1 protein-coding gene is annotated in these 581 nt (G+C 76.2%); it reads left to right on the top strand.

Annotation, left to right across the window (positions count from 1 at the left end):
• The coding region (locus tag BZL64_RS38605; RefSeq protein ID WP_086773542.1) for an alpha/beta hydrolase family protein at positions 1-581 on the top strand (581 nt) is incomplete at both ends.

Raw genomic sequence — 581 nt, 5'->3', positions numbered from 1 at the left:
CTGGGGACGGGGCTGGGGCGGTCGCGGGCCGGTGGCCCGACACCTTCGACGACGTCTCGGCCGCGCTGGACGCACTGCCCGCCCTCGCCCGGCAGGCCCTGCCGCAGGCGGACGCGCGCCGCACGGTCCTCACCGGCCACTCGGCGGGCGGCCACCTCGCGCTGTGGGCCGCCTCCCGGCACGTCCTGCCGGTCGGCGCGCCCTGGCGCGTCGACGGGCCGCCCCCGCTGCGCGGCGTCGTCGCCCTCGCGCCGATCGCCGACTTCGAGGTCGCGGACAAGCTGGCCGTGTGCGGTGGGGCCGCTCGCCAACTCCTGGGCGGCGACGCTCATTTCGGGGAACGGCGGCCGTACACCGACCCCGCGCTGTTGCTGCCGACGGGCATCGCGACGACTCTCGTCCAGGGCCGTACCGACCTCGTAGTACCTGAGGCCGTGGCCGAGTCGTACGCGGACGCGGCGGCCAAGGCGGGCGAGGTGGTGGGCCTGACGCTGCTGGAGGACGTCGGCCACTTCCCGCTGATCGACCCGGTGGCGGACGCGTGTGCGGTGGTGGTGGAGGAGATCGCGCAGTTGGCGTGG

This window comes from Streptomyces bobili (assembly GCF_002154575.1).
Classification (GTDB): domain Bacteria; phylum Actinomycetota; class Actinomycetes; order Streptomycetales; family Streptomycetaceae; genus Streptomyces; species Streptomyces bobili.
The sequence above is the reverse complement of the archived record's forward strand: the minus strand, read 5'-3'. Positions and strand labels throughout refer to the sequence as shown.